19 protein-coding genes are annotated in these 23,847 nt (G+C 68.2%); 6 read left to right on the top strand and 13 right to left on the bottom strand.

From position 1 onward, the window contains the following. Positions 1-30: 30 nt before the first annotated feature. The 4 genes from glgX to EPN51_RS16010 are packed head-to-tail and all read left to right on the top strand — an operon-like array spanning position 31 to position 6,506. Positions 31-2,232 (top strand): glycogen debranching protein GlgX, encoded by a 2,202-nt coding sequence (gene glgX, locus EPN51_RS15995; protein ID WP_293044285.1) that lies wholly within the window; start codon positions 31-33, stop codon positions 2,230-2,232. A 3-nt stretch (positions 2,233-2,235) separates the two neighbouring features. Continuing rightward, positions 2,236-4,536, top strand: a complete 2,301-nt coding sequence (gene treY / locus EPN51_RS16000) for a malto-oligosyltrehalose synthase (protein ID WP_293044286.1) — start codon at positions 2,236-2,238, stop codon at positions 4,534-4,536. Beyond that, entirely contained in the window at positions 4,529-6,289 is a 1,761-nt protein-coding gene (gene treZ, locus EPN51_RS16005) for a malto-oligosyltrehalose trehalohydrolase (protein ID WP_293044288.1), read from the top strand. Before treY ends, treZ begins: the two co-directional genes overlap by 8 nt. 37 nt (positions 6,290-6,326) lie before the next feature. Beyond that, positions 6,327-6,506, top strand: coding sequence for a hypothetical protein (locus EPN51_RS16010; protein WP_293044289.1), 180 nt, complete (start codon positions 6,327-6,329; stop codon positions 6,504-6,506). Between the two features lie 7 nt (positions 6,507-6,513). Here EPN51_RS16010 and EPN51_RS16015 read toward each other — a convergent pair whose 3' ends face one another. Beyond that, positions 6,514-7,842, bottom strand: coding sequence for an aminotransferase class I/II-fold pyridoxal phosphate-dependent enzyme (locus tag EPN51_RS16015; protein WP_293044291.1), 1,329 nt, complete (start codon positions 7,840-7,842; stop codon positions 6,514-6,516). Between the two features lie 40 nt (positions 7,843-7,882). Between EPN51_RS16015 and EPN51_RS16020 the strand changes: the two genes are divergently transcribed. Beyond that, entirely contained in the window at positions 7,883-8,554 is a 672-nt protein-coding gene (locus EPN51_RS16020; RefSeq protein ID WP_293044292.1) for a pyridoxamine 5'-phosphate oxidase family protein, read from the top strand. 12 nt (positions 8,555-8,566) lie between these two features. Here EPN51_RS16020 and EPN51_RS16025 read toward each other — a convergent pair whose 3' ends face one another. The 8 genes from EPN51_RS16025 to EPN51_RS16060 form a co-directional block, all read right to left on the bottom strand. Continuing rightward, positions 8,567-9,472, bottom strand: a complete 906-nt coding sequence (locus EPN51_RS16025; RefSeq protein WP_293044293.1) for a phosphatase PAP2 family protein — start codon at positions 9,470-9,472, stop codon at positions 8,567-8,569. 11 nt (positions 9,473-9,483) lie between these two features. Beyond that, on the bottom strand, positions 9,484-10,779 hold the full coding sequence (gene ilvA / locus EPN51_RS16030; RefSeq protein ID WP_293044294.1) for a threonine ammonia-lyase: 1,296 nt from the start codon (positions 10,777-10,779) through the stop codon (positions 9,484-9,486). Positions 10,780-10,817: 38 nt separating this feature from the next. After that, positions 10,818-11,255, bottom strand: coding sequence for a nitroreductase family deazaflavin-dependent oxidoreductase (locus EPN51_RS16035; protein WP_293044296.1), 438 nt, complete (start codon positions 11,253-11,255; stop codon positions 10,818-10,820). 172 nt (positions 11,256-11,427) lie between these two features. Continuing rightward, a complete protein-coding gene (locus EPN51_RS16040; RefSeq protein ID WP_293044297.1) occupies positions 11,428-12,213 on the bottom strand; it encodes a DUF6065 family protein in 786 nt (261 codons plus the stop codon). Between the two features lie 87 nt (positions 12,214-12,300). After that, a complete protein-coding gene (locus tag EPN51_RS16045; RefSeq protein ID WP_293044299.1) occupies positions 12,301-14,193 on the bottom strand; it encodes a lysophospholipid acyltransferase in 1,893 nt (630 codons plus the stop codon). Next, positions 14,190-16,016 carry a fatty acid--CoA ligase FadD11 gene (gene fadD11, locus EPN51_RS16050; protein ID WP_293044300.1) on the bottom strand — a complete coding sequence of 609 codons (1,827 nt, stop codon included), beginning with the start codon at positions 16,014-16,016 and terminating at the stop codon, positions 14,190-14,192. The genes EPN51_RS16045 and fadD11 overlap by 4 nt, the downstream gene beginning before the upstream one ends. 93 nt (positions 16,017-16,109) lie before the next feature. After that, positions 16,110-16,586, bottom strand: a complete 477-nt coding sequence (locus tag EPN51_RS16055) for a VOC family protein (protein WP_293044302.1) — start codon at positions 16,584-16,586, stop codon at positions 16,110-16,112. Beyond that, entirely contained in the window at positions 16,583-16,984 is a 402-nt protein-coding gene (locus EPN51_RS16060; RefSeq protein ID WP_293044303.1) for a helix-turn-helix domain-containing protein, read from the bottom strand. Before EPN51_RS16060 ends, EPN51_RS16055 begins: the two co-directional genes overlap by 4 nt. A 60-nt stretch (positions 16,985-17,044) precedes the next feature. Here EPN51_RS16060 and EPN51_RS16065 point away from each other — a divergent pair, with 60 nt between their 5' ends. Beyond that, on the top strand, positions 17,045-17,491 hold the full coding sequence (locus tag EPN51_RS16065; RefSeq protein ID WP_293044305.1) for a PPOX class F420-dependent oxidoreductase: 447 nt from the start codon (positions 17,045-17,047) through the stop codon (positions 17,489-17,491). Positions 17,492-17,615: 124 nt separating this feature from the next. On the opposite strand, the gene dnaE is transcribed toward EPN51_RS16065, so the two are convergent. The 4 genes from dnaE to EPN51_RS16085 form a co-directional block, all read right to left on the bottom strand. Continuing rightward, entirely contained in the window at positions 17,616-21,152 is a 3,537-nt protein-coding gene (gene dnaE, locus EPN51_RS16070) for a DNA polymerase III subunit alpha (RefSeq protein ID WP_293044306.1), read from the bottom strand. 106 nt (positions 21,153-21,258) lie between these two features. Beyond that, on the bottom strand, positions 21,259-21,690 hold the full coding sequence (locus EPN51_RS16075; RefSeq protein WP_293044308.1) for an SRPBCC family protein: 432 nt from the start codon (positions 21,688-21,690) through the stop codon (positions 21,259-21,261). A gap of 220 nt (positions 21,691-21,910) precedes the next feature. Next, on the bottom strand, positions 21,911-22,714 hold the full coding sequence (locus EPN51_RS16080) for an SDR family oxidoreductase (RefSeq protein ID WP_293044310.1): 804 nt from the start codon (positions 22,712-22,714) through the stop codon (positions 21,911-21,913). 3 nt (positions 22,715-22,717) lie between these two features. Then, positions 22,718-23,761 (bottom strand): SDR family NAD(P)-dependent oxidoreductase, encoded by a 1,044-nt coding sequence (locus tag EPN51_RS16085; protein WP_293044312.1) that lies wholly within the window; start codon positions 23,759-23,761, stop codon positions 22,718-22,720. Positions 23,762-23,847: the final 86 nt, after the last annotated feature.

The raw sequence follows: 23,847 nt of genomic DNA on the forward strand, positions 1-23,847 counted from the left end.
AGCGCCCTGCGGCGCGGATAAGGTCGAAAGGTGCCAACCAACAATCCCGCTTCAGAGTCAGGCGGTAATCGACAACCCAAACTCGCGACCGTCTGGCCGGGAAACCCTTATCCGCTCGGAGCGTCGTACGACGGCGCCGGGACCAACTTCTCCCTGTTCTCCGAAATCGCCGAAAAAGTCGAGCTGTGCCTGGTCGACCACCGGGGCGACGAGTCACGGATTCCCTTGGAGGAGGTGGACGGATACGTCTGGCACGCCTATCTGCCCAACATCAACCCAGGCCAGCGCTACGGGTTTCGCGTCTGCGGCCCCTTCGACCCGGCGGCGGGTCACCGGTGCGACCCCAGCAAGCTGTTGCTCGACCCGTACGGCAAGGCTTTTCACGGCGATTTCACGTTCGGCCAGGCGCTGTTCTCCTACGACCTGAAGGCCGTCGATCCGGCGGGCCCCAACGCCGACGGGGCCGACCCCGGGACTCCCCCCATGATCGACTCGCTGGGCCACACCATGACCAGCGTGGTGAGCAACCCGTTCTTCGACTGGGGATCCGACCGGGCCCCGCTGACTCCGTATCACGAAACGGTCATCTACGAGGCGCATGTCAAGGGCATGACCCAGAACCACCCCAGCGTGCCCGAGGAGCTCCGGGGGACCTATGCCGGCCTGGCCCACCCGGCGATCATCGACCATCTCAAGTCACTGAGCGTCACCGCCATCGAGCTGATGCCGGTCCACCAGTTCATGCACGACTCGCGACTGCTGGACCTGGGGTTGCGAAATTACTGGGGTTACAACACATTCGGGTTCTTCGCCCCGCATAACCAATACGCGGCCAACCGCAACTCGAGCGTCGCCGAGTTCAAGTCGATGGTGCGCAGCTTCCACGAGGCGGGCATCGAGGTGATCCTCGACGTGGTGTACAACCACACCGCCGAGGGCAACCACCTCGGCCCGACCATCAACTTCCGCGGCATCGACAACGCCGCGTACTACCGGCTCGTCGACACCGACCTGCGGTTGTACAAGGACTACACCGGCACCGGCAACAGCCTCAACCCACGCCACCCGCACGTGCTGCAGCTGATCATGGACTCGCTGCGCTACTGGGTCTCCGAGATGCACGTGGACGGATTCCGCTTCGACCTGGCCGCCACGCTGGCCCGCGAACTGCACGACGTCGACCGATTGAGCGCGTTCTTCGATCTGGTGCAGCAGGATCCGATCGTCAGCCAGGTCAAATTGATCGCCGAACCGTGGGATGTCGGCGAGGGCGGTTATCAGGTCGGAAATTTCCCGGGTTTGTGGACCGAATGGAACGGGAAGTATCGCGATACTGTGCGCGATTACTGGCGGGGTGAGCCCGCAACCCTGGGTGAGTTCGCCTCCCGGCTGACGGGGTCGTCGGACCTGTACGAGGCGACCGGCCGGCGCCCCAGCGCCAGCATCAACTTCGTCACCGCGCACGACGGGTTCACGCTGAACGACCTGGTGTCCTACAACGAAAAGCACAACATGGCCAACGGGGAGAACAACCGGGACGGGGAGAGCCACAACCGATCGTGGAACTGCGGCGTCGAAGGCCCCACCGACGACCCCGACATCACCGAGCTGCGCCGCCGCCAGATGCGCAACTTCTGGGCGACCCTGATGCTCAGCCAGGGCACGCCGATGATCGCCCACGGCGACGAGCTGGGCCGCACCCAGAACGGCAACAACAACGTCTACTGCCAGGACTCCGAATTGTCTTGGATGGACTGGTCTTTGGTCGACAAGAACTCGGATCTTCTGGCGTTCGCGCGCAGGGTGACCACCCTGCGCAAGAAACATCCGGCATTTCGCCGGCGGCGCTTCTTCGAGGGCGAGCCGATCCGGACCGGCGACGAGGTCCGCGATATCGCCTGGCTGAACCCGAGTAGCCGGGAGATGACGCACGAGGATTGGGGCGAAAGTTTCCACAAGTGCGTGGCCGTCTTTCTCAACGGTGACGCCATCACCGCGCCCAATGCCCGCGGGGAGCGGGTGGTCGACGACTCATTCCTGTTGTGCTTCAACGCCGGCGACCAACCGGTGGAGTTCTCGATGCCGCCCGACGACTATGCCCAGGAGTGGACGGTGGAGCTGGACACCAACGAAGCGGTGGGCCTCAGGGAGGGAGCCGATCAGGTGGTGACCGCCGAAGAGAAGGTGTCGCTGCCCTCACGCTCGCTGATCGTCTTGCGTAAGACTTTGTGACGCATGGATTTACCCATCCTGTCCACCTACCGGCTGCAGCTGCGTGGTGAAAAGAGTGGGTTCGCGTTCACCTTCGCCGACGCGGAAAACCTGGTGGACTACCTGGACGACCTCGGGGTGACGCACCTGTACCTGTCCCCGATCATGACCGCGACCGCCGGGTCGAGCCACGGCTACGACGTCACCGACCCCACGACGGTGTCCCCCGAGCTGGGCGGCCGTGACGGCCTGGCCCGGCTGTCGGCGGCGGCCCGGGCGCGTGGCCTCGGCATCGTCGTCGATATCGTGCCCAACCACGTCGGAATCGACCAGCCCGGGCAGAACCCGTGGTGGTGGGACGTCTTGCGGAATGGCCGTTCTTCGCCCTACGCAACGTTTTTCGACATCGACTGGGACCTCGACCCCGACGGCCGCATCGTGCTGCCGGTGCTGGGCTCCGACGACGACGCCGCCGACCTCACCGTCGACGGGGACCTGTTGCGCCTGGGCGGTCTGGCGCTACCGATAGCGCCCGGCACGGCCGGGGGCACCGGCCCCGAGGTGCACGACCGCCAGCACTACCGGCTGGTGGGCTGGAAAACCGGCGTGTGCGGCTACCGCCGGTTCTTCTCGATCACCTCGCTGGCGGGGCTGCGCCAGGAAGATCGCGCGGTCTTCGACGCCACCCACGCCGAGGTCGCGCGCTGGTTCGCCGAGGGCCTCGTCGACGGCGTGCGCATCGACCACCCCGACGGCCTGTCCGATCCGTGCGGGTATCTGGCGTGGCTGCGTGAATTGGTCGGCCCGTCGGCCTGGATCGTGATCGAGAAAATCCTGGCCGTCGACGAGGCGCTCGAGCCCACCCTGCCGGTCGACGGCACCACCGGCTACGACGTGCTACGCGAAATCGGCGGCGTCTTCCTGGATCCGCTGGGCGCCCCGGCGCTGACGGCGCTGGTGGAGTCCTCCGGTATGGACTATCAGGGGCTGCCGGACATGCTGGCCGACCTCAAGATCCGTTCGGCCACCGACACGTTGGCAAGTGAGGCGGGCAGGCTTCGCCGCAGCATCGCCGCCGCCGCCGGGACCGATCACCCGCTGCTTCCGCAGGCGGTGGCCGCGCTGCTCACCCACGTCGGGGTCTACCGCAGCGACTACCCCGGCCTGGTCGCGCTGCTGCCCACGGCGCTGGCCGAAACAGAGTCGACCGCACCGGAATTGGGACCGGCGCTGCAGGTGCTGGCCGCGGCACTGGCCGGCGGCGGTGAGCCGGCCACCCGGCTGCAGCAGCTCTGCGGGGCCGTCACCGCCAAGGCAAGCGAGGACTGCCTGTTCTACCGCGACGCCCGGCTGGTGTCGCTGAACGAGGTGGGCAGCGAGCCGCACCGCTTCGGTGTCGGCGCGGCCGAGTTTCATCACCGCGCCGCCACCCGCGCCCGGTTGTGGCCGCAGACCATGACGACGCTGACCACCCATGACACCAAGCGCGGCGAGGACGTGCGCGCCCGGATTTCGGTGCTGTCCCAGGTGCCGTCGCTGTGGGCCGAGTTCGTCGCCCGCTGGGAGATCGCCGCCCCCTCCCCCGACCCGGCGACCGGACGATTCCTGTGGCAGAACATCTTCGGCGTATGGCCGGTCAGCGGTGAGGTCACCGGCGAGCTGCGCGACCGGCTGCACGGCTACGCTGAGAAGGCCATCCGCGAGGCGGCCTGGCACACCTCGTGGAACGACCCGGACGCGGAGTTCGAGGATGCGGTACACCGCTGGCTGGACGCGGTGCTCGACGGCCCGGTGGCCGGCCAGCTGACCGAGCTTGTCGCACAACTCAATCCGCACGCCGCGAGCGACGCGCTGGGCCAGAAGCTGCTGGCGCTCACCGCGCCCGGGATACCGGACGTCTACCAGGGCACCGAGCTGTGGGACGACAGCCTGGTCGACCCCGACAATCGCCGCCCCGTCGATTACGCGGCCCGGCGCGCCGCCCTGCGGGCGCTCGAGCACCCGAAAATCCGGGTGGTCACCACCGGGCTTCGCGTGCGGCGCGCCCATCCGGACGCCTTCCTGCGGGGGGGTTACGCCCCGGTGCTCGCCGACGGCGATGCCGCCGATCACGTGCTCGCCTTCCGCCGGGGCGAGGACATCGTGGTCGCGGTGACCCGCTGGACCGTACGGCTCGCCGAAACCGGCTGGGGCAATACCGTGTTGCCGCTGCCCGACGGCACCTGGAAGGACACGCTCACCGGGGCCGTCGCGGACGGACCCACCTCGGCGGCCCAATTGTTCGCCGAGCTGCCCGTCGTGCTGCTGGAGCGCCATCATGACTGACTTCGCGGTCTGGGCACCCAAACCCGAGCTGGTGCGGCTCGACGTCAACGGCCGCGTGCACGCGATGACGCGCTCGGCGGACGGCTACTGGCATGCGACCGTGGACACCGCGCCGGACGCCCGTTACGGATACCTGCTCGACGACGACCCCACCGTGTTGCCCGACCCGCGTTCGCCCCGCCAACCCGATGGCGTGCACGCCCGCTCGCAGCTGTGGGATCCGGCCGGCGCGACGTGGACCGACACCGGGTGGGCCGGGCGGACGGTCGAAGGCGCGGTGATCTACGAGCTACACCTGGGCACGTTCACCATCGCCGGAACCCTCGACTCCGCCCTCGAAAAGCTGGACTATCTGGTGGATCTCGGCGTCGACTTCGTCGAGCTGATGCCGGTGAATTCCTTTGCCGGCAGCCACGGTTGGGGTTACGACGGGGTGCTGTGGTACAGCGTGCACGAACCGTACGGCGGTCCCGACGCGCTGGTGCGCTTCGTCGACGCCTGCCACGCAAAGGGTTTGGGGGTGCTGATCGACGCGGTGTTCAACCACCTCGGCCCGTCGGGCAACTACCTGCCGCGGTTCGGCCCGTATCTGTCCTCGGCGAGCAACCCGTGGGGTGAGGGCATCAACATCGCCGACGCCGACTCCGACGAGGTCCGCCGCTACATCATCGGCTGCGCGCTGCGCTGGATGCGCGATTTTCATGCCGACGGCCTGCGGCTGGATGCCGTCCACGCGCTGGTGGACACCACCGCCATCCATATTCTCGAGGAGCTCGCCACCGAAACAGATTGGCTGGCACAGCAGTTGGGACGACCGCTGTCGCTGATCGCCGAGAGCGACCTCAATGACCCGCGACTGATCACCCCCCGCGGCCGCGGTGGCTACGGCCTGACCGCGCAATGGGCCGACGACATTCATCACGCCATCCACACCGCGGTGTCCGGCGAGCGCCAGGGCTACTACGCCGACTTCGGCAGCCTGGCCGCCCTCGCGCACACGCTGCGCCACGGCTTTTATCACGCCGCGACGTATTCGTCGTTCCGGCGTCGCCGCCACGGCCGGCCGCTGGACACGACCGAGGAGTCCGGCATCCCGGCCACCCGTCTGGTCGCGTACACCTGCACCCACGATCAGGTCGGCAACCGCGCCCTGGGGGATCGCCCGTCGCAGAATCTGACCGGCGGGCAGCTGGCCATCAAGGCGGCCCTGACACTCGGATCGCCCTACACCACCATGCTTTTCATGGGTGAGGAATACGCGGCCTCCACCCCGTTCCAGTTCTTCAGCTCCCATCCCGAACCGGAGCTGGCCCGGGCCACCGCCGAAGGGCGCAAGGCCGAGTTCGCCGAACACGGCTGGGACGCCGCAAAGAAAGGGGAGATCCCCGACCCGCAGGACCCCGCGACGTTCGCGCGCTCCAAGCTGAACTGGGACGAGGCCGCAACCGGTGAGCACGCCCGCCTGCGGCGCCTGTATCGCGAACTGATCGCGTTGCGGCGCAACCACCCGGACCTCGCCGATCCCTGGCTGGAGCACCTCACGGTCGATTACGACGAGGACCAGGCCTGGATCGCCGTGTCGCGCGGGGGGCTGCGCATCGTGTGCAACCTGGGCGCCGGGCAGGTCAGAGTGCCGGTCGGCGGTGACGTGGTGCTGTCCTGGGGGGAGCCGGCAGTCGATGCCGACGGCATTGTGCTGCAAGGTCATTCGTTCGCCATCCTGGCGGCGCCCGAGGGGCCTGTGGATAACTGATTGGCGGCCGCGTGGGGTGACCCCCGATGATGCGGCCATGAGTCATTCTGAATTCGGTCACAAACTGCGACGGATCTGCCGGCACGGGCCGGCTCGCCGCACCAGCAAGATCAACCCGGCGCCGGCCCGGCGCACCGTGCGCCACGACATGCCGCCGAACGCCACCATCGAGCTGTTGTGGACCGGCCCCGGGCCCGGTGACGACGACGACGTGTGACCCGCGGCTACACGATGGGCCGGCCGGCGGGGCGCACCGCCCGGGCCACCGCGTCGGCGAGTGGATCGATCTCGTCGGCGGCCAGGTCGGAGATCGTGATGCGGATGCCGGCCGGCGTCTGCATCCGGAACCGGGCGCCCGGCGCCGCGGCCCAGCCCGCGCCCAGCAGTCGCGAAATCGCGACCGCCTCGTCGGGAACCGGAACCCACACGTTGAGCCCGGAAAGCCCGTGGGCGTAAAGACCGCGCTCGGCCAGGGCGCCGCACAGCGTCGAACGCCTGCCCGCGTAGCGCCGCTCGGCGCTCGCGACCAGCTCCGATGCCGCATCGTCGGACCACAAACCGACGGCCAGCCGCTGCAGGAAATGGCTCACCCAGCCCGGTCCGAGCCGCAGGCGGCCGTGCACGCGCTCGACGGTCCGATGATCGCCCGCCAGGACCGCCACGCGCAGGTCGGGGCCGTAGGCCTTGGACGCCGAGCGGACGAACGCCCAGTGGTTGGTGCAGCCGGCCAAGGTGTGCAGCGGCGCGCCGGCGATGCCTGCGCAGTGATCGTCTTCGACCAGCAGCACGTCGTCGGCCCGGCGGGCCAACTCCGCACGCAGGCTATCGGCGCGATCCGCCGATAGCGCGGCGCCGGTCGGGTTCTGCGCGCGGTTGGTCAGGACCAGCGCGCGCACGCCGCGCCCCAACGCCCGGGCCAGGTCGGCGGCCAACGGCCCGTCGTCGTCAACCCGCACCGGTTCGGCCGAAAGCCCCAGGGCGGCAAGAAGGTCGAGCAGATTGGCCCAGCCCGGGTCCTCGATGGCGACTCGATCACCGGGACGCAGATGCGCGGTGAGTGCGCGCTCGATGCCGTCCAGCGCACCGCTGGTCACCGCCAGGTGATCGGCGGGAACCCCGTCGGCGGACAGCGCCTGGCGGGCGAACTCCCCCAGCGCCGGCGAGATGGCCGGCTCGCCGTAGAGCACCGGGCGGGCGGGTACGGGACCGGGCAGGGGGACGCCCGCGACGGGCAGCAGGGCCGGGTTCGGGTTGCCCGTCGACAGGTCGCGCACGCCGGCGGGGACATCGAGCCCGAGCAGCGAACGCGCGGTGGTCGCCGGGCGATGTCGCACCCGGGTGCCGCGGCGGCCGGCGGTCTCGACGGCCCCGCGGTCGCGCAGCAGGCGGTAGGCCGCGGCGGCGGTGTTGGCGTTCACGCCGAGATGCGTGGCGAGCTCGCGGACCGGCGGTAGCGCGTCGCCGGGCGCCAGGGAGCCGGCCGAGATCGCCGCTTCGATGCTGGCGGCTATGGAATCCGCACCGCTTCCGGTTATGCTCGTTTGTACTGGCACACAACATATTATGTACTAGAACGAACCGAGGGGCAATTCCGTGGAAACCGCATACCCACCGACCTCACGCACCACGCCGACCCGTTACCGGGAGCGCGCACGCTACGACCGTCGCGCCGTCCACGACATCCTCGACGAGGCGCTGATCTGCCATCTGGGCTACCTGCGCGCCGGCCGGCCGGTGGTCTTGCCGACGACGCATGCCCGCCGGGACGAGACGCTCTACCTGCACGGTTCGACCGGCAGCGGCCCGTTGCTGGCGGCACAGGCGGCCAGGGTATCGGGGGCGGGCCTGCCCGTGTGCGTCACCGTCACCCTGCTCGACGGGCTGGTGCTGGCGCGCTCCGCGATGCACCACTCGGTGAACTTCCGCTCCGTCGTCGTGGTGGGTGACGCGCGCGTGGTCGACGATCCGGCGGAGAAGTCGCGGGCGCTGGACTGCCTGCTCGAGCACATCGCGCCCGGGCGTACCGCTGACTGCCGGGCCCCGGATGCGCGCGAACTCGCCGCCACCGGGGTGCTCGCCCTCGACCTCGTCGAGGTGTCGGCCAAGGTGCGCAGCGGGCCCCCGGTCGACGATCCGCAGGACGTCAGCCTGCCCCACTGGGCCGGTGTGGTGCCGGTGAGCCTGACAGCGGGGACCCCGGTGCCGGCCGGCGACCTCGAGCCCGGCACCCGTGTGCCGCCGTACCTGGGGAAGCGCCGGCCCTGAGTTACGGGGTGCTCACGCCTCCGGTTGCCGGACCCGTGCACGCCGGGCGTTGTCCCACCAGGTTCCGACGAGGATGACGGTGCCGGCCCAGGCCATGCCCAGCATCCAGCCGGAGAGCACGTCGCTGACGTAATGGACCCCCAGATAGACACGCGAGAACCCGATCAGGAACGCCGCGGCGATCGCGACGGCCCACACCGTCACACGCCCGGTCCACCAGGGGATCAGCCATCGGGTCAGCATCCACGCGGAGATGACCATGATCGCGGCGGTGCCCGTCGCGTGGCCGGACGGAAACGAATACCCGTCCGCGTCGACGAGGGCGAAAGGCAGGGGCGGGCGGTGCCGGCCCACCAGGGCTTTGGCGGTGAAGAGCACCAGTGGAACCCCACCGCCACAAACCATGGCGAGCACGATGGGCCGCCACGACCCGCACCGCCGGCCGGCCGCAACGGAAATCGGCAGGGCGAGCGCCACCAGAAACAGAGGCTCGCCCGCGGCGGTGACCACCCGCAGGACGGTGGTCAGCCACAGGTCACGGTGGGCCGCAAGCCAGCGGGTCACCGGGTGGTCGATGCCGACGATGCCGTCGCCCTCGAGCACGTCGTCGAGCACTTCGGTGAAGCCGACCGCCAGCGCCACGACCACGACCAGCCCGAGAAGCAATGCGACACCGGCGACCTCGCTCACCGGCAACCGACGGGCCAGCGCCCGTCCCCTGTCGCTGATCCGGTCACGCACCCAGGTGAGCGTCTTGCCGATCACGGCGGCGTTGGACACCCTCTCCCGGAGCCGCCGTAACAGGCGTCCGTGCCGGGCAACCCAAATCGCCGCCCACGCAAGCAGGACGAGCGAACCGATGGTGCCGGCGCTGACCGGCCCGAAGCCGGCGGTACCGGGTCCATACGGCTCGTGCATGAATCGCGGGTTTACAGCAGCAGGTAGCGGTAGGCGGGCGACCCGGGTTTCAGGGTTTCGACGTGCAGCTGCGTCGCGCGCATCCGGGTCAGCAGGCCGTCCAGGTCGGCCGACGATCCCAGCTGGATGCCCACCAGCGCCTCACCGGTCTCGCGGTTGTTGCGCTTGACGTACTCGAAGAGCGTGATGTCGTCGTCGGGGCCGAGCACCTCGTCGAGGAACCGGCGCAGCGCCCCGGGCTCCTGCGGGAAGTCCACCAGGAAGTAGTGCTTGAGACCGAGGTGGACCAGCGAGCGCTCGAGCACTTCGCCGTAGCGCGAGACGTCGTTGTTGCCGCCCGAGATCAGGCACACGACCGTCGAGCCGGGTTCGATCTCGGTGTCCAGCAATCCCGTAACCGACAGCGCGCCTGCGGGTTCGGCGATGATGCCCTCGTTTTGGTACAGGTCCAGCATCGCCGTGCACACCGCTCCCTCGTCGACCGCGGTGATCGAGACCATGTCGCCGGCGGCCGCCAGCGCGGCATAGGTCAGGTCGCCGGCCCGCCGCACCGCCGCACCGTCGACGAACTGGTCGACGTGATCCAGGGTCACCGGCTCGCCGGCGGACAGGGCGGCCATCATCGCCGCGGCGCCGGCCGGCTCGACGCCGAGCACCGACGTATTGTCGGTCCGCTCGGCGAGATAACTGGTGATGCCGGCGATGCAGCCACCGCCGCCCACCGGGACCACCACCAGATCGGGCTCCCCAACAGACTTGTCGAGTTGGTCGAGCAGTTCGACAGCGATGGTGCCCTGGCCGGCGATGGTGCGCAGATCGTCATACGGCGGCACCAACGTGGCGCCGGTGCTTTCCACGTCGGCCAGCGCCGCTTCGGCGGCGAGGTCATAGGTCGTGCCCCCGACGATCAGGTCGATGAACTCCCCGCCGTGGTAGCGGATCCGGTCACGCTTTTGCATGGGCGTCTTCGCGGGCACGTAGACGCGGCCGTGCACCTGCAACATCCGGCACGCGTAGGCGAAGCCCTGGGCGTGATTGCCCGCCGACGAGCACACCACGCCCGCGGCCAGCTCCGCTTCGGACAGCTGAACCAGCAGATTGTAGGCGCCCCGAAGTTTGTAGGAGCGCACGATCTGCAGGTCTTCGCGCTTGAGGTAGACCCGCGCTCCGGTGATCGCGGACAGTCGGTCGCTGAACTGCAACGGGGTCGGTGTCACGACGGCCGCGATCCGCTTGGCCGCGGTGTCGATGTCGGCCGCGGAAGTCAGAGGCAGCGGCGACATGCTCGGGCTCAATTCAGCGGACACTGATTAATGGTGCCATGCCAGCTGACCAACCCCGGAATTCAGCCGACCGGGGTCAGCACGAACACCGGGATCTGGCGCTCGGTCTTGGTCTGATAGTCGGCGTAGTCGGGAAACGCCTCGACGGCGCGCTGCCACCAGGTGGCCTTTTCGTCGCCGAAGACCTCCCGAGCGTCGTAATCGCGGGTGTCGGAGCCGTCCTGCAGCTCGACCAGGGGGTTCTTCTTGATGTTGTGGTACCAGACCGGGTGCTTCGGCGCCCCGCCGAGGGAGGCGACGACCGCGTACTGGCCGTCGTGCTCGACCCGCATCAGCGGTGTCTTGCGGAGTTTGCCGGTCTTGGCGCCGATCGTGGTCAGCAGGATGATCGGCTTGCCCTTCATGTCGGCGGCCTCGGCTCCCCCCGACTCGGCGTATTTGTCAGCTTGCTCGCGTGACCAATCCACGGGCGACGGCTCGTACTCTCCGGTAAGCGGCATGCCACCAACTTTAAGCGCGGCGTGCGACGTGCGGTCCGGTGGCTTCGCCACATTGGCCGCACACGCCCCACCGGTTACGGTGCGGCGGGCACAGGCCCGAACGGCTTTCGTCGTGGGCCAGCCGTGGCGCACCGCGCGGCGGCCGGCGGGTGCACCGCGCGGTGACGTCGCGTTAGGCCCGGTTCTCGGGTTGGGGCGCAGCGAACGAACGAAGGTGGCGCCGCGTCTGGTGGTCGTCCGCCCCGGAGTCGCCATCGCTATGCCTGCCCCGGGTGTAATTGCCCTGCCACGGCACGCGCTCGTTCGCGGCGCCGTCCGCCGCTTCCTGTTCGCGGCCCAGCGCGCCCCGCGAGCCGAGGAAGAACTCGTGCTTGTTGTGCAGTTCTTCGTCCGACTCGATGGGCCTGAGTTCGGGCGCGAACTCTTCCAGCTCGGCCCGGCGTTGCGGAACGATCATGCAGATCGGCTCGTCGACCTCGAACCGCACCGGCATGAACTCTCGGGTGAATTTCCAATTGATGCTGAAACTCGAACTGGACCAATCGGTTTCGACGATACCTTCCAACGAAGAGATGGCGTCTTTCGGATGGTTCGCCGGCCCGCGCACCAACAGGTTGTAGCCGGGCGGGGTGCGAAACAGCATCGGCAGATGCCAGGTCAAGATGCCGTAGCCGAAGTGGCTGGAGGGCAGGAACTGGCCGCTTTCGCGGGTGTCGGGCGCGATCATCAGGCTCGTGCGGTCGTCCCCGCCCATCCATGTCGCGGTGAAGGCGTTCCGGTTGCGCACCTCCCAGCCGCTCTGATTGGCGATGAGCATCGGCAGGCATCGGTGGGGCCACCCCTCACGCATCTGGGACATCCACGTCCGCCCGATCGGCGCGGGGGTGATCTGCGGCGCGATGTCATGGGTGATGTACCCGATCAGGGGGCGGGTCGGCCCGCTGGATTCGTCACTCATCAGATCCTCGCTTTACCGATAGGGCCAACGCACTATCGCGACCAAACGTTAACGGCCCGTGAACCCCGGCGCCGGGTGAACGGGTGATCAGCGCGTCCTGGCCAGCTCCGCGATGGTGTTGACCCGGCGGACGGCGATGGCGATCTCCTCGGCGAATTCGCGTCGGCGTCGGGCGATATCCGCCTCCTCGACGCCGTCGACCAGCTCACGGTGCCGCGCCAATCGCAGCGCCGTCTTGAACAACTCCATCGACCTCGACTCGGCGCTGGTGATCCTGCGTTGCAACTCCCACTGCTTGCCGACCTCGAGGCACTCCGCGAGAAACGCGTCCTCGTCGAACGATTCGTCCTCGTAGGCGGCGAGCCGGTCGGCGACGATGTGGTACGCGTCGAGAAAGGGGCGCAGCACGAGGTGCGCCAGCAGGACGTCGGCCTTTTCCAGCAGGCCGCGCATGTCGGCCGCGCTGGCCGCCTTGCGGGTGTCTTCCACCCGCCCGATCAGGCGCACCTCGTCGGCGAGTTCCTTCTCGAACTGCGCGCGCGCCGAGAACAGGAACTCGAATTTCAGCAACTCGCGCAGGCGCAGCGCCTCGTCACGCACGGCCGTCGGCTGCACCAGACCTTCCATCGAACCCTCGGCGTCTTCGATGGCGGCCAGCAATGCCGTCTCGGCGATCGCGCGGTCGACCACGATGTGGATGGCGGCGTTGCGGTAGAACGCGGCGACCAGGTGCTGCTCGGCCCGGATACCCCAGACCGGTTCGGTGCCGGCGTCGTACACGCTGACGACGCCGGAGGCCACCAGCTGGTGCAGGGTCCAGCGGATGGTGGAGCGATTCGTCAGGTCGGCGGCGCCGGCCACCGTCCAGTTGCGCGCCGCGATATAGCTCGCCAGCGGCCGCACGGTGGCCAGCACCTCGCTGATGGACAGTGAGCGGTCGGCGCCCAGCAGCGCGAGGCTCACCACCGCGGTCGGGGTGACGGGCGTGGCGCGGTTGATCCGGTGCTCGACGTCCAGCGCGATGCGTTCGATCCCGGTGCTGGTGCCGGACTCCTCGGCGCGCAGCTCCTCGAGCCGCTTGCGCAGCGGCAGCGGTTCGCCGAAGTCGAGGTAGGCGCGGCCGAGCCGCTCACCCTGCTGGCGCGCCAGCCGGATCAGGAAGCGAAAGTCTTCGGGCCGCTTCGTCGCGCCGTAGGCCTCGGTGGTCATGGCTTCCACCTCGTGCAGCTGGTCGTACACGATCGAGGTCGGCACCAAATACACTTCGGGGCCGTCGATTTCGTCGACCGCGTCGGCGATGTACCGCAGGATGCCGAACACGGGGGGCCGCAGCTTGCCCGTCCTGGTCCGGCCGCCTTCGATGGACCACGTCAGGTTGGCGTGGTTTTGCACCAGCTGCGCGGCGTAGGCGCGCAAGGCGAAGCGGTAGACGGGAATGTCTTTCGTCTGACGCCGGATGAAGATCGTCCCGGTTCGCTTGGCCCAGGCACCCATCGGGAAGAAGTTCAAGTTGGCGCCGCCGAAGGTGAGTGCGGGTGAGAGCCGGTTGGCCTGGATCACCTCGGGCAGCAGCAGCCCGTCCAGATAAGAGCGATGCGAAAAGGCAAACGCCAGAGTCGCTTTGCGATCCAGTTTGCGCAGCGCCGCGATCTGATCCTCGTCGGTCAGCACGTCGTAGGCCCGCATCAGCCAGCAACTGAAGCTGCGCCAGGCCTGCACAGCGCGGTCGTCCAGCGAGGGCGCCATCTCCCGCAAGTAGCCTGCCGACTCGGCGCGCACGGCGGGAAGGTCGCGCCCGAGCTCGTCGGCGAGCTTACCCAGCCGCTCGCCGTACCATGGCGCGCCCAACAGTTGGGCGACCTCGGCCGGGTCCGTCGACAGCGGTGACGTCGATTCCTCGACAAGTCCGCTGCGCTGCAGCATCTTTCGCACTCCGACCCGACCGATCTCGCGGGCGCGGCCCGCCGGGCCGCCGGTCATGCCGGCTGCACCGTCGCGGCATCGGAAGGTTCGTGCACCTCCGGATGCGGGTCATCCGCGTAGAGCTGCTCGATCTCCTCGGCGTATTTCGCCATGATCGGCTTGCGCTTGAGCTTCATCGTCAGCGTGATCTCGTCACCACCCGGTTCCCACAGCGTGGGCAAGATCCGGAACCGTTTGATCTGTTCCACCCGCGAGAGTTTCGCGTTGCCCGCCGCCACCCCCGCGGCGATCTGCGCGACGACCTCCGGGTCGGCCGCGAGCGCGGCGGGTGAGGCGTCGGACAGTCCGCGTTGGGCGGCATGCGGGCCGACGGAGTCGGCATCGAAGACCAGGAGCGCGGTGTTGTACGGGCGTCCGTCGCCGATCGTGATCATCACCCCGACCATCGGGCACGCGGCCAGGATGGAGTTCTCAATGTTGGCCGGTGACATGTTTTTTCCGGCCGCATTGATGATCAGCTCCTTTTTCCGGTCCACCACCCGCAGGTAGCCCTGCGCGTCGGCCTCCAGGATGTCGCCGGTGTGCAGCCACCCGTCGGCGTCGATCGCGTCGGCCGTCTTCGCCGGCTCCTTGCGGTAGCCCTTCATCACCAGCGGGCCGCGCACCAGAAACTCCCCGTCGTCGGCGATCTTGCCCGCGAGCCCGGGGAGCAGCTTGCCGACGGAGCCCAGCCGCGCCTCGCGGGGATGGCTGACGGTGGCGACGCAGCTCAGCTCCGACATCCCCCAGACCTCGGCGATCGGAATGCCGATGCCGGCGAAGAAGGCCAGCGTCTCCTTGGGGATCGGCGCCGCACCCGAGACCGCCCAGCGGAGTTCGCCGAAGCCGAGCCGCTCGCGCAGTTTCGACAACACCAGCTCGTCGGCCTTGGCCCACTCGGCGGCCAGGTCATCCGGTATCGCCGCACCGGCCACCAGGGCGGCGGCGCGCTTGGCGGCCACCGACATCGCCCACTGCAGTGCCTGGCGCGTAACGTCGTCCTTCTCGCTGGCGATCGTGAATTCGATTCCGGCCTTGAGCTTTTCCCATACCCGCGGCACCGCTCCCCACACCGTGGGCCGCGCGTCGGCCAGCGCGGCGGCGATGGCGCGCGGGTCGGAGACCACGGTCACCAGGGCGCCGAACACCTCCAGGCTGTACAGGCCCATCACCCGGTCGGCGATGTGCGCCGTCGGCAGAAACGACGTGACCCGGTCGCCGAACCGGCTCGGCAGGACGGCGTCCAGGGCATACGCCTCGAACAGCAGATTGGCGTGGGTCATCTCCACGCCCTTCGGGTTTCCGGTGGTCCCGGAGGTGTAGATGAGCGTGGCGACATCGTCGGTTTGCACCACCCGCCAGGTGGACTCGAAGTCGAAATCCGTTGGCGCGGCGGTGTACAGGTCGTCCACCGAGATGGTGCCGGGGGGCGAGCCGTCGATGCACACGATGCGCTCGATGGGTGCGCCGCTGGCACGGATGCGGTCCACGTACTGCGCCTCGCAGATCGCGACCTTGGTGCCGGCATTGTCGAACAGATACGTCAGCTGCTCGGGCGGCAACGTGTTGTAGACCGAAAACGATGCGGCGCCAAGGTGTTGGGCGCCGATCTCGAAGGGGTAGAACTCGATCCGGTTGGCCATCATCAGCGACACCGTGTCGCCGCGGCGCACCCCCAAACCCGCCAAACCGGCGGCGACCTTGCGCACCTGCGTCGCGAGCTCTCGCCACGTCAGCGTCTGGGTGTCACCGGGTGTGCGGAGCGCGACGGCATCCGGTTCGATCGCGGCGGTGCGCTGGAACGCCTCGCACAAAGTGGCCGGATGCTCGGCTGTCGTCATTTCCGTCCTCCTCGGAGCCACATGAGCACTGCCTTCGGTGAGCGTACGTCCGCGTCAAGGGGCACGGGACGTATCGGCCGGTTCCGGCCCGGTTCAGGTTTGGGGGCGCCAGAGCTGCACCGTGGTCGTCACACCGGCGGGCAGTTCCAGCAGCTCGATGGGCGTGCCGTCGGGGTCGTAGATGAAGAACATGCGCACTCCCCCGATGTCGACGGGCGCGTCGGCGCGGACGCCGGGGTGCAGGCGTGCCACGGCGTCGTAGGTCGCGTCGAGATCGTCGACCCGGAACGAGATGTTGGTGTATCCCAGGTGGGGGCCGCTGGGGCACTCGGGCACCGCACCCAGCGAGAGCAACTCGACCATCGCGGCCCCGATCAGCCCGCCGATCATGCGGCCCTGCTGGGCGGCGCCGCCGGTGACCGAGTCCAGCCCGGCGCCCTCGAGTTCGACGTCGAAGACGACGTCCATGCCCAGCACCGCGGTGTAGAAGGCCAGGGACGCCTCGATGTCCGAGACGCCGATGCAGATGTGCGAGAAGTTCTGCACGGCGAGGGGGTGCCGCTGGCTCATGACCGCTCCTTGGATGGGTGGGGTGGGTGAATGCCACAGGTACAGGTGTCAATTGACGGACAGGTGCAGCGCATCCCCCACTCGATGACGGCCCGGGCCCGGGCCAGCGACTCCATCTGGGCGTCGATCTCGGCGAGTTTGGCCTCGGCGAGGCCACGGCTGGCCGGCCGGCCCGGGGCGTCGTCGGCGAAGAGCAGCGCGATCTCGTCGAGCGAGAACCCCGCGGCCTTGCACAGCGCGATCACCTCGAGCCGGGACAGAATCGAGTCGTCATAGCGGCGCTGACCGCCCAGCCGCGTCGGCTCGGGCACCAGGCCGATCTGCTCGTAGTAGCGCAGGGTCGTCGCGGCGACCCCGGTTTCGCGGGATATCTCCCCGATCGTGCGGCCACCGGCCATCGCAGCTCCCGAGAATCCGATCCTTGACTTAGAGCCAACTCTAAGCCCTTGACTGTGGTCATGGCTATCACCTCACGAGCGGAACTGAATGGTTCTCGCTACGCCCTGCTCCGGTCGTTTCGCCGCGACGGCACCCCCGTTGACACGCCCATCTGGTTCGCGTTCGACGGCGGCGGGTTGCTGTTCCGGACCAAGGCGGGCCCGAAGACCAGGCGCCTGGCGGCGCGCGGCGACGTCGAACTCGCGCCCTGCGACTACCGGGGCCGGGTCCGCCCGGGCGCGACGGCTGTGGCGGGCCGTGCCACCGTTCTGTCCGGCGCCGACGCCGAGCGCGCGAACCGCGTGCTGCGGCGGCGGTACGGCTGGCAATGGAACATCGTCCCGCTGATCAAGGTCCCGGGCGTCACCAACGTGCACCGAGATCTGTGCGCACGCGAGAAGCTGCGACGCGCCCGTGACCGCGGGGTGTGGCCGGACAGCGTCATCGTAAGGGTGGACCTGCCATGACGCACACGGCGATGCCGGACCCGGTCCGCTCCCGCCCCCCGGCGAGTGTGCGGGCAGCCGCACCGTCGGACGCCAGTGTGCGGCAGGCCGCACACTCGGCGGTGACTAGCCCGCGTAGTCGCCGCTAGCCGCCCAGGCAGCCCGGGCCGAGCAGTTCCTTGAGGTCCCCCATCAACGCCGGCGACGGCGTCACCCGAAGCGACGCATCGAGTTCCAGCGTGGTGATCCGGTCCCCGCTGACCAGCCGCAGATGCACCTGCGAGGTTCCCGGGTGCCGGGCCAGCACCTGCTTGAGCGCGCTGACCTTGTCGATGGTGCACTGCCGGGTGGGCAGGCTGACCGCGATCGGCCGGTTCACCTGGAGGGTGGAAAAATCGGGCACCACAAGCTCGTTGGCGATCAGGCTGATCCGATCGTCGCGGATGGCCACCTTGGCGTTGATCAGCACGACGGTGTCGTCGGCGATGTCGGCGCCGTAGCTGGAATACGCGTGCGGAAAGAACATCACCTCGATGCCACCGGTGAGGTCCTCCAATTGCGCTGACGCCCAAGGCATCCCGTTCTTGTTGACCCGCCGGTTGACCGACGCGAGGATACCGCCCACCCGCACCTGGGTCTCGTTGGCCACATCGCCGTCGAGGATGGCCGGGATCTGGGTGTCCACCTGCGCGGCCAGCAGGTGCGCCACCCCGTTGAGCGGATGCCCGGACACATAGAGCCCCAGCATCTCCCGCTCCAGCGCGAGCTTGTGCTTGTCCTCCCACTCGTCGTCGGGCACCTTGATGGTGAACACCGAGTCTTCGGGGCCACTGCCGTCCCCGCCGAACAGGTCGAACTGGCCTATCGCCTCGGCCTTCTTGGTGCCCAGCACGGAATCGACGGCGTCGGTGTGCACCAGGAAAAGCCCCTTGCGGGCATGACCGAGCGAGTCGAAGGCTCCGGCCTTGATCAGGGACTCGGTGACCTTCTTGTTGCAGGCCGCGATGTCGATCTTGTTCAGGTAGTCCGAGAAGTCGGTGAACTTGCCCTTGCCGTTGCGGGTGCCGATCAGCGAACCCACCACGTTGGCGCCGACATTGCGCACCGCGCCCAACCCGAAGCGGATGTCCGTTCCGACCGAGGCGAAGTTCACCAGCGACTCGTTGACGTCGGGCGGCAACACCGTGATGCCCAGCTTGCGGCAGTCGGCCAGGTAGACGGCGGCCTTGTCCTTGTCGTCACCCACCGAGGTCAGCAGCCCGGCCATGTACTCGGCCGGATAGTTGGCCTTCAGGTAGGCGGTCCAATACGAGACCAGGCCGTAGCCGGCCGCGTGCGACTTGTTGAACGCATACCCGGCGAACGGAAGGATGGTGTCCCACAACGCCTTCACCGCTTTTTCGGAGAATCCGCTGGTGGTCATGCCCTCGCAGAAGCCCTTGTATTCGGCCTCGAGCACCTCGAGCTTCTTCTTGCCCATCGCTTTGCGCAGCGCGTCGGCCTTACCCATGGTGTAGGAGGCGACCTTCTGGGCGATGAACATGATCTGCTCTTGGTAGACGATCAAACCGTAAGTCTCGGAAAGGATTTCGCGCAGCGGTTCCTCGAGTTCCGGGTGAATCGGCTTGATCGGCTGTCGGCCGTTCTTGCGGTCGGCGTAGTCGTTGTGGGCGTTCATCCCCATCGGCCCGGGGCGATACAGCGCCAGCACGGCGACGATGTCGTTGAACTCGGTGGGCTGCATGCGGCGCAGCAGATCGCGCATCGGCCCGCCGTCGAGCTGGAACACACCCAGGGTGTCGCCGCGGCCCAGCAGCTCGTAGGTGGGTTTGTCATCCAACGGAACGGATTCCAGGTCGAGGTCAATTCCCCTGTTGGCCTTGATGTTATCCAGGGCGTCGCCGATGATCGTCAGGTTGCGCAGGCCCAGGAAGTCCATCTTCAGCAGGCCGATGGCCTCACACGACGGGTAGTCCCAGCCGGTGATGATGGCCCCGTCCTGCGGCCGCTTCCACAGCGGGATGGCCTCGGTCAGCGGCTCGCTGCTCATGATCACCGCGCACGCGTGCACGCCGGCGTTGCGGATCAGGCCTTCCAGGCCGCGGGCGGTCTGGTAGATGGTGCGCACGTCGGGGTCGGTTTCGATCAGGCCGCGGACCTCGGCGGCCTCCTTGTACCGCTCGTGGGCGGGATCGGTGATGCCCGACAGCGGGATGTCCTTGGCCATGATCGGCGGCGGCAGCGCCTTGGTGATCCGGTCGGCGATGGCGAACCCGGGCTGGCCGTAGTGGATTCGCGCCGAATCCTTGAGGGCCGCTTTGGTTTTGATGGTGCCGAAGGTGATGACCTGCGCGACGCGGTCGGAGCCCCACTTGTCGGCGGCATAGCGCACCATCTCGCCACGACGACGGTCGTCGAAGTCGATGTCGATGTCGGGCGCCGACGGACGTTCCGGGTTGAGGAAGCGCTCGAACAGCAGACCATGCGGAATAGGGTCGATGTTGGTGATGCCCAGCGAGTAGGCCACCAACGAGCCCGCCGCCGAACCACGCCCCGGCCCCACCCGGATGTCGACCGAGCGGGCGTAATTGATCAGGTCGGCGACGATCAAGAAGTACGAGGGGAAACCCTTGTCGCAGATGACCTTGATCTCATACTCGGCCCGATCGATGTAGTCCTGGCCGACGCCGGAGCCGAACCGCCGCCGCAGTCCGGCCATCACCTCGTGGTGCAGCCAGGTCGCCTGGTCGTGCCCCTCGGGCACCGGGAAGATCGGTATCCGGTCGCGCGGCGCCCACACCTCGTCGTAGGGCTGCACCCGATCGGCGATGAGCAGGGTGGAATCGCAGGCACCGGGAACCTCGTCGTCCCAGATTCGGCGCATGTCGGCGGCCGACTTCAGGTAGTAGCCGTCGCCGTCGAACTTGAACCGGTTGGGGTCCGAGAGCGTCTTGCCGGTCTGCACGCACAACAGCGCCTCGTGGTTGTGGGCGGCGTCGCGGGTGACGTAGTGGCAGTCGTTGGTGGCCAGCGGCGGGATGCCCAGCGTGCGGCCGATCTCCAGCAGCCCTTCGCGGACCCGCTGCTCGATGGACAGCCCGTGGTCCATCAGCTCGAGGAAGTAGTTGTCGGCGCCGAAGATCTCGCGCCACTTGGCCGCCGACTCCAGCGCCTCGCGGTCCTGGCCCAGCCGGAGGCGGGTCTGCACCTCACCCGAAGGGCACCCGGTGGTGGCGATGATGCCCGCGGCGTGCTCGGCGATGATCTCGGCATCCATCCGCGACCACTTGCCGAGCTGGCCCTCGAAGGACGCCAGCGAGGACAGCTTGAACAGGTTGCGCAGGCCGGTGGCGTTCTCGGCCACCATGGTCAGGTGCGTGTAGGAGCCGCTGCCCGAAACGTCGTCGGACTTCTGGCCCGGGTCGCCCCACAGGATCCGCCGGGTATCGAAGCGAGAAGCGGGAGCGATATACGCCTCGACGCCGATGATCGGCTTGATCCCCGCCTTGGTCGCGACGTTGTAGAACTCGCTGGCGCCGAACATGTTTCCGTGGTCGGTCATCCCGACCGCGGGCATTCCGAGCCGGTCCACCTCGGCGAGCATCGGCGTGATCTTCGCGGCACCGTCCAACATCGAGTACTCGGTGTGGTTATGCAGGTGCACGAAGGACGAGTGGTTCATAGGGAGGCCAGTCTATGACTGAGCACCGACGCATCCGGGCGTGTCGGGCGAGTGTGTCTGGGTTTTGATTGGTGGCGACCCGCCGCGCTTGCGATCGCCACCGGTGCTATCCGTACAACTCGACGAAGTTCCTCAACGACTTCTGCACGTCGCCTTTGACCGCGCGGGCCGCGGCGGCGCCCACCGGACCGAACAACGCCCGCCCGCCCAGCTCCAGGCGCAGACCCAGCATCGATCCCTCACCGGCGGGTCGCACGGTGAGGGAGACGGCGTATTTGGCCCCGCCTTTGCCCGATCCCGACATCGCGACCTCGTGCGGCGGGTCCCATCTGGTCACCGTCCACGTCACCCGGTTGCGGAAGCCCTTCGCCCGCGCGACGCCGACGACTTCGGTTCCCTCGCTCAGCTCGTCGGGCAATTCGCTGCGCCAGCCTTCGTGTAAAACCAGCCAGTCGCCCAGGTCCGACAGATCGGACACCTGATCCCACATCTGCTGGGGGCTCATCGGTAGGTCGGCGGTCATCTCCACGGCAGCCATCGATCGAGCCTAGCCCCTCGTCACATCCGTCACTCCGGCCGCAATGCGGGGGGACATCGTCGTTTGCCCGCCTATCAGCGACAACAGGAGACGGGCGCGCACTGACCGAGACCACGCGCGCGACAACCGATTTGTCGCTCAGAGGTGGGCATTTCACCATTCGTCCGGCGGAGAGACGGAGGTGACCCGTGAGACTGGGCGGCCGCGATAAGGCCGTAACTCAGCGCTTGGGCCCGCCGCGGAATCGGTTGCCGATCCGGATGCCGGGCAACAGCAGGCTGCGCGGCGCGAATCGGCCGCCCGTGCTGACCACCTTGGGCACCACGCCGGGCACCACCGTCCGCCTGCCGGAGAGCATGCCGCCGATCGCCGCCTCGGCCACGTCGCGCGGCGAGACCTGCGCGAGCGGAATGCTGAACCGCTCGGCGTTGGCGATCTCGGCCCACTCGGTCGGCACCGGCCCCGGGCACAGACAGGTGACCGACACCCCGGTTCCGTGCAGCTCCTCGTGAACGGCTTCGGAGAACGTCTGCACGAACGCCTTGCTTGCCGAATACACGGCCATGTACGGAACCGGCTGAAAACCCGCGATCGACGCGATGTTCAGCACCGCGCCGGCACCACGCTCGACCATGCCGGGCAAGGCCGCGTGGGTGAGTTCCATCAACGCCAGCGCGTTGAGGATGACCTCCTCACTCTCGCGTTCCACCGGCAGCTCGTGGAAGACCCCGCTGGTGCCGAAGCCGGCGCTGTTGCACAGCCCGGCGATCGGCTCGGCGCGCAGCCGGTTCGCCAGTTTGGCGCGGGCCTGGCCGTCGCCGAGATCCAGCGGCAGCACCTCGACGCCGACCGAGTATTCCTTGCCCACCTCGTTGGCCAGCTCGTCGAGGCGGTCGCGGCGCCGCGCCACCAGCAGCAGCGGGAAGCCGCGGTTGGCCAGTCCGCGAGCCAGTTCGGCGCCGATGCCCGATGAGGCGCCGGTGATGACGACGGTGGTCTGAATGTCAGGTTTTGGAAGGCTCATATCTCACCAATGTATCCCTCGGGTCGCCCGCACGAACGTTTCGCTTCGTCTGTCGAGTTCGGTTGTGTCGGTTGTCGATTCACCACCCTTTGCGGCGTGCGAGTCGCCGAACATGGCGAACGCGCGGTTGCGCACCCGGTCCATCACCGCCGGGTTGACCGCATCGGCGACGGCGGCGAACTGGCCGAACGGTGAGCTGGCCCGGCGGGGCCGGTGCACGATCGCGTCCGTGATCACCCCGGCCGCCTGCTCGGGCGTCAGCGCCGGGAATTTGTCGTAGAGCGCGGTCGGGCTGATCATCGGCGTGCGCACCAGCGCCATGTGCACGGTGGTGAACCGAACGCCGTCGTTCACGGTCTCGGCCTGCAGCGCGTCGCACAGGCTGTCCAGCGCGGCCTTGCTGGCGATGTAGGCCCCGAAGCGGGGCGCCCGAGTCTGCACGCCGACCGAGGAGACGTTGAGCACCTGCCCGAATCCTCGCTCGCGCATCCCGGGGATGAACTTGAGGATCAGCTGGACCGCGCCGAGGTAGTTCAGCTGCATGGTCCGCTGATAATCGTGGATCCGGTCGTAGGACAGCTCCAGCGAACGTCGAATCGACCGCCCCGCGTTGTTGATCAGGATGTCGACGCCGCCGAGATCGTCGAGCACTTGATCGGCCATCGCGGCGATGGCGTCCATGTCGGACAGGTCGCACGGATAGACGTGGGCGGTCCCACCGCGGATCGCTCGGATTTCAGCGGCGACCCTCTCGAGGTTTTCCCGCGTGCGGGCCACCAGCACCACCGCGCCGCCGGCTTCGGCGATCTTCTTCGCGGCGGCCTCGCCGATGCCCGATGATCCCCCGGTGATCAGGGCGGTCTTGCCCTCGACGGCCTCCTCGAGCGTGCGGCCCTGCACCGCGTCGAGCAGATTCCTCAGATAGAACGGCCGATACCGCCCGGCCGAGTTCGGGGTGTTGACGATGTGAGAGACCGCCGCCAGCGGTTTTTCCACCAGGTTCCCCAGCGAGTTCTCCACCAGGTTCGTTAAGTCACCAAGGTTCATCGGCGTTCGCTCCTGATGAGTGATGTGACGTACGTCATAACGCCAACCTAGGACATCAGCGCCCGCGCCGTTGGTTACCGAGACCG

It is taken from the genome of Mycobacterium sp. (genome assembly GCF_004298145.1).
Classification (GTDB): domain Bacteria; phylum Actinomycetota; class Actinomycetes; order Mycobacteriales; family Mycobacteriaceae; genus Mycobacterium.

Bases quoted from the DNA above. Each gene is read 5' to 3' on its own strand.
- EPN51_RS16085 (WP_293044312.1), bottom strand. From the start codon at position 23,761: ATGAACCTTGGTGACTTAACGAACCTGGTGGAGAACTCGCTGGGGAAC.
- EPN51_RS16075 (WP_293044308.1), bottom strand. From the start codon at position 21,690: ATGGCTGCCGTGGAGATGACCGCCGACCTACCGATGAGCCCCCAGCAG.
- EPN51_RS16010 (WP_293044289.1), top strand. From the start codon at position 6,327: ATGAGTCATTCTGAATTCGGTCACAAACTGCGACGGATCTGCCGGCAC.
- EPN51_RS16080 (WP_293044310.1), bottom strand. From the start codon at position 22,714: ATGAGCCTTCCAAAACCTGACATTCAGACCACCGTCGTCATCACCGGC.
- EPN51_RS16065 (WP_293044305.1), top strand. From the start codon at position 17,045: ATGGCTATCACCTCACGAGCGGAACTGAATGGTTCTCGCTACGCCCTG.
- EPN51_RS16055 (WP_293044302.1), bottom strand. From the start codon at position 16,586: ATGAGCCAGCGGCACCCCCTCGCCGTGCAGAACTTCTCGCACATCTGC.
- treY (WP_293044286.1), top strand. From the start codon at position 2,236: ATGGATTTACCCATCCTGTCCACCTACCGGCTGCAGCTGCGTGGTGAA.
- EPN51_RS16035 (WP_293044296.1), bottom strand. From the start codon at position 11,255: ATGCCGCTTACCGGAGAGTACGAGCCGTCGCCCGTGGATTGGTCACGC.
- fadD11 (WP_293044300.1), bottom strand. From the start codon at position 16,016: ATGACGACAGCCGAGCATCCGGCCACTTTGTGCGAGGCGTTCCAGCGC.
- EPN51_RS16040 (WP_293044297.1), bottom strand. From the start codon at position 12,213: ATGAGTGACGAATCCAGCGGGCCGACCCGCCCCCTGATCGGGTACATC.
- EPN51_RS16060 (WP_293044303.1), bottom strand. From the start codon at position 16,984: ATGGCCGGTGGCCGCACGATCGGGGAGATATCCCGCGAAACCGGGGTC.
- EPN51_RS16025 (WP_293044293.1), bottom strand. From the start codon at position 9,472: ATGCACGAGCCGTATGGACCCGGTACCGCCGGCTTCGGGCCGGTCAGC.
- EPN51_RS16045 (WP_293044299.1), bottom strand. From the start codon at position 14,193: ATGACCGGCGGCCCGGCGGGCCGCGCCCGCGAGATCGGTCGGGTCGGA.
- treZ (WP_293044288.1), top strand. From the start codon at position 4,529: ATGACTGACTTCGCGGTCTGGGCACCCAAACCCGAGCTGGTGCGGCTC.
- dnaE (WP_293044306.1), bottom strand. From the start codon at position 21,152: ATGAACCACTCGTCCTTCGTGCACCTGCATAACCACACCGAGTACTCG.